The sequence below is a fragment of the Methylocystis suflitae genome (genome assembly GCF_024448135.1).
GTDB classification, from domain to species: Bacteria; Pseudomonadota; Alphaproteobacteria; order Rhizobiales; family Beijerinckiaceae; genus Methylocystis; species Methylocystis suflitae.
In genome coordinates this window covers 1-4,013 of sequence record NZ_JAMRYX010000145.1, presented here as the reverse complement: position 1 = coordinate 4,013, position 4,013 = coordinate 1, and the positions used below count along the sequence as shown (strand labels likewise).

The window sequence follows — 4,013 nt, the reverse complement described above, 5'->3', positions numbered from 1 at the left end:
GGTCTTTAAACCGTCGCCAGGAAGCCGGCGATCTCATCCTTGAGGACGAGCCGCTTCTTCTTGAGATCTTCGATCGTTGCGTCATCCGCCGGTTCGACATTGGTCTCCATGCGGTGAATGGCGCGATTGAGCGTGTGATAGTCTTCCGCGATGCGGGCGAAATGGGCGTCCTTGGCCTTTAAGGCGTGAATGGCCTCGGCCTGTTCCGGAAATTCTTCGTGCAGCTCATGCGCAACATGGCTCATGCGATGGGTTCCTCCCTGCGCTTTTTAATGTTCAGCGTGAGCCTACCGGTTTTCGCGGCCCGGTTGAACGGCCCCTTCGCCGCCTGCGACGATTTGCGCCGCATTCGTCGCCGCGCTGTCAGCGAAAGCGGGCGTCCAGAGCTACGCTCGCCCTCACGGCCGAGTCACCAGCAACGCCGACTGACGGCGCCCTTGCGGCGCGTCTGAAACCCGCTCATCCTGCGCGCCGCGGAGATTTCGATGAACGACCAGACGGCGAATTGAAGTTCACCGATCGCGAAGGACTCGAAGCGTGGCTGAAGAGACAGTCGCGCAATGTCGAGGCGCTGCTTGCGAGTTTCATTGTGAAATGAAACGCGTCAATGTTGCCGAAATCACATTTGTGGGAAGCACTGAAGCCCAGCAGAACCTAAGGCGTGAGACGACGCCAAATTTCTTGGGCCGCGCCGCAATCTCCGCTTGACGCGGCGCAACGTCGCGATTAGGTTCCGCCCACTTTCGACAGGCCGTAAGTTCATGCCGTCGGCGAGCGCCTCGCTCTCGATCCTTCGAACTTAAACGCTGTCGCCTTGCCTGTGACCGCCAAGTGTAATTGGTAATCAGCACGTCGCGAAAGCGACTGACAGGAAGGCACGATCCCGGCGACGGGATCCTCTGCGTTAGAAGCGCCTTGGCCCTTACGGCCATCGGCGCTTCGCTCGTTTGCGCGTGCCTTTAAGGGCCATGCGCGACGAGGCCACCTTGACATCCGCCATTCGCAATCACGCGAAGGACCCTATTGAATGCCGACGATCAGCCAGTTGATCCGCAAGCCGCGCCAAGCGCCGACCTATCGCGAGAAGGCGCGCCATCTGCAGTCCTGCCCGCAGAAGCGCGGCGTGTGCACGCGCGTCTATACGACGACGCCGAAGAAGCCGAACTCCGCGCTTCGCAAGGTCGCCAAGGTGCGCCTGACCAACGGATTCGAGGTCATCGGCTACATCCCGGGCGAGGGCCATAACCTTCAGGAGCACTCGGTCGTGATGATCCGCGGCGGCCGCGTGAAGGATCTTCCCGGCGTTCGCTATCACATTCTGCGCGGCGTGCTGGACACGCAGGGCGTCAAGGACCGCAAGCAGCGCCGTTCGAAATACGGCGCGAAGCGTCCGAAGTAAGGAGCCGTTCGATGTCTCGTCGCCACCGGGCCGAAAAGCGTGAAGTGATCGAAGACGCCAAATTTGGCGACATCGTGCTCACGAAATTCATGAACTCGATCATGTACGACGGCAAGAAGTCGGTCGCCGAGCAGATTGTCTATGGCGCGCTCGATCAGGTCGAGTCGAAGGCCAAGAGCGATCCGCTCGCTGTCTTCAAGCAGGCGCTCGAGAATGTCGCGCCGGCGATCGAGGTTCGGTCCCGCCGCGTCGGCGGCGCCACCTATCAGGTGCCGGTCGAAGTGCGCAACGAGCGTCGTCAGGCGCTCGCCATCCGCTGGATCATCACCGCGGCCCGCGCCCGCAACGACAAGACCATGGTCGACCGTCTGTCGGCCGAACTGCTCGACGCCTCCAACAACCGCGGCGCCGCGGTGAAGAAGCGCGAAGACACGCACCGCATGGCGGAGGCCAACCGCGCCTTCTCGCATTATCGCTGGTAAGGACAACCGTCATGGCCCGCTCTCATCCGATCGAGGACTACCGCAACTTCGGCATCATGGCCCACATCGACGCGGGCAAGACGACGACGACGGAACGCATCCTCTATTACTCCGGCAAGAGCCATAAAATCGGCGAGGTGCATGAAGGCGCCGCGACGATGGACTGGATGGAGCAGGAGCAGGAGCGCGGCATCACCATCACGTCCGCCGCGACGACGACGTTCTGGAACGGCAAGCGCCTCAACATCATCGACACTCCCGGCCACGTCGACTTCACCATTGAAGTCGAGCGCAGCCTGCGCGTGCTCGACGGCGCCGTATGCGTTCTCGACGGCAACCAGGGCGTCGAGCCGCAGACCGAGACCGTTTGGCGTCAGGCCGACAAATACAATGTGCCGCGCATCGTCTTCGTCAATAAAATGGACAAGATCGGCGCCGACTTCGACCGCTGCGTCGAGGAAATCAAGACCCGCGTCGGCGGCCGCCCGATCTGCGCGCAATTGCCGATCGGCTCCGAATCGAATTTCAAGGGCATCATCGATCTCGTGCGCATGAAGGCCGTCGTCTGGGAAGACGAAGGTCTCGGCGCGAAATATCACGACGAAGACATTCCGGCCGATCTACTCGACAAGGCCAAAGAATATCGCATGGCGCTGATCGAAGCCGCGGTCGAAATGGACGACGAGGCCATGGCGGCCTATCTCGACGGCCAGGAGCCGGACGAGGAGACGCTGCACAGGCTCATCCGCGCCGCCGTGCGCAAGATCGCCTTCATCCCCGTATTCTGCGGCTCGGCCTTCAAGAACAAGGGCGTGCAGCCGCTGCTCGACGCGGTCGTGCATTATCTGCCCTCGCCCGTCGATCGCGAGGCGATCAAGGGCGTCGACGTGGACACGGGCGCGGAACTGGATCGCAAGCCGCTCGACTCCGAGCCCTTCTCCATGCTCGCTTTCAAGATCATGGACGATCCTTTCGTCGGCACGATCACCTTCGCCCGCGTCTATTCGGGCAAGATCGACTCCGGCACGACAGTGCTCAATTCGACGAAAGAGAAGAAGGAGCGCATCGGCCGCATGCTGCTGATGCACGCCAATAATCGCGAAGACATTAAGGAAGCCTACGCGGGCGACATTGTCGCGCTCGCGGGCCTCAAGGACACGCGCACCGGCGACACGCTCTGCGACATGCAGAAGCCCGTGATTCTGGAGCGCATGGAGTTCCCGGATCCGGTCATCGAGATCGCCATCGAGCCGAAGTCGAAGGCCGACCAGGAGAAGCTCGGCATCGCGCTGCAGAAGCTCGCCGCGGAGGATCCGTCGTTCCGCGTCTCGACCGATCAGGAAAGCGGCCAGACCATCCTCAAGGGCATGGGCGAACTGCATCTCGATATTAAGGTCGACATCTTGAAGCGCACCTACAAGGTCGACGCCAATATCGGCGCGCCGCAGGTCGCCTATCGCGAGCGCCTCGGCCGCAAGCTTGAAATCGACTATACGCATAAGAAACAGACCGGCGGCACCGGCCAGTTCGCGCGCGTGAAGATCATTTTCGAGCCCAATGAAGCCGGCAAGGGCAATGAGTTCGAAAGCAAGATCGTCGGCGGCGCGGTGCCGAAGGAATATATCCCCGGCGTCGACAAGGGCATTGCGTCGGTGACGACGTCCGGCATTCTCGCCGGCTTCCCGGTCGTCGATCTGAAAGCGACGCTCATCGACGGCGCCTTCCACGACGTCGACTCGTCGGTGCTCGCCTTCGAGATCGCCTCGCGCGCCGCGACGCGCGAAGCGCTGCAGAAGGGCGGCTCGGTGTTGCTCGAGCCGATCATGAAGGTCGAAGTGGTGACGCCGGAGGAATATACCGGTTCTGTCATCGGCGATCTGAATTCCCGTCGCGGACAGATTCAAGGTCAGGACATGCGCGCCAACGCCGTGGTGATCAACGCCATGGTGCCGCTCGCCAACATGTTCGGCTACGTCAATCAGCTGCGCTCCTTCACGCAGGGACGCGCGAGCTACACGATGCAATTCGATCACTACGAACAAGTCCCCGAAGCGGAGTCGAAGAAGGTCCAGGCGAAATACGCCTGATCTCGAACGCGACGGGGCGACAGGTACTCTTCAAAGGAGCACGGC

General features: G+C 61.5%; 4 protein-coding genes. 3 read left to right on the top strand and 1 reads right to left on the bottom strand.

The features are described 5' to 3' along the window. Positions 1-5: 5 nt before the first annotated feature. Positions 6-245 (bottom strand): YdcH family protein, encoded by a 240-nt coding sequence (locus NEI07_RS11020; protein ID WP_256034567.1) that lies wholly within the window; start codon positions 243-245, stop codon positions 6-8. A 782-nt stretch (positions 246-1,027) separates the two neighbouring features. On the opposite strand from NEI07_RS11020, the gene rpsL reads away from it, so the two are divergent. From rpsL to fusA, 3 genes are read left to right on the top strand one after another with little or no spacing between them, the layout of a single operon-like run. After that, complete coding sequence (rpsL, locus tag NEI07_RS11015) at positions 1,028-1,399, top strand: 30S ribosomal protein S12 (RefSeq protein ID WP_014890767.1); 372 nt, start codon at positions 1,028-1,030, stop codon at positions 1,397-1,399. Between the two features lie 11 nt (positions 1,400-1,410). Further along, entirely contained in the window at positions 1,411-1,881 is a 471-nt protein-coding gene (rpsG, locus tag NEI07_RS11010; protein WP_018406024.1) for a 30S ribosomal protein S7, read from the top strand. Positions 1,882-1,892: 11 nt separating this feature from the next. Next, a complete protein-coding gene (gene fusA / locus NEI07_RS11005) occupies positions 1,893-3,968 on the top strand; it encodes an elongation factor G (protein WP_256034566.1) in 2,076 nt (691 codons plus the stop codon). The last annotated feature ends 45 nt before the right edge of the window (positions 3,969-4,013 follow it).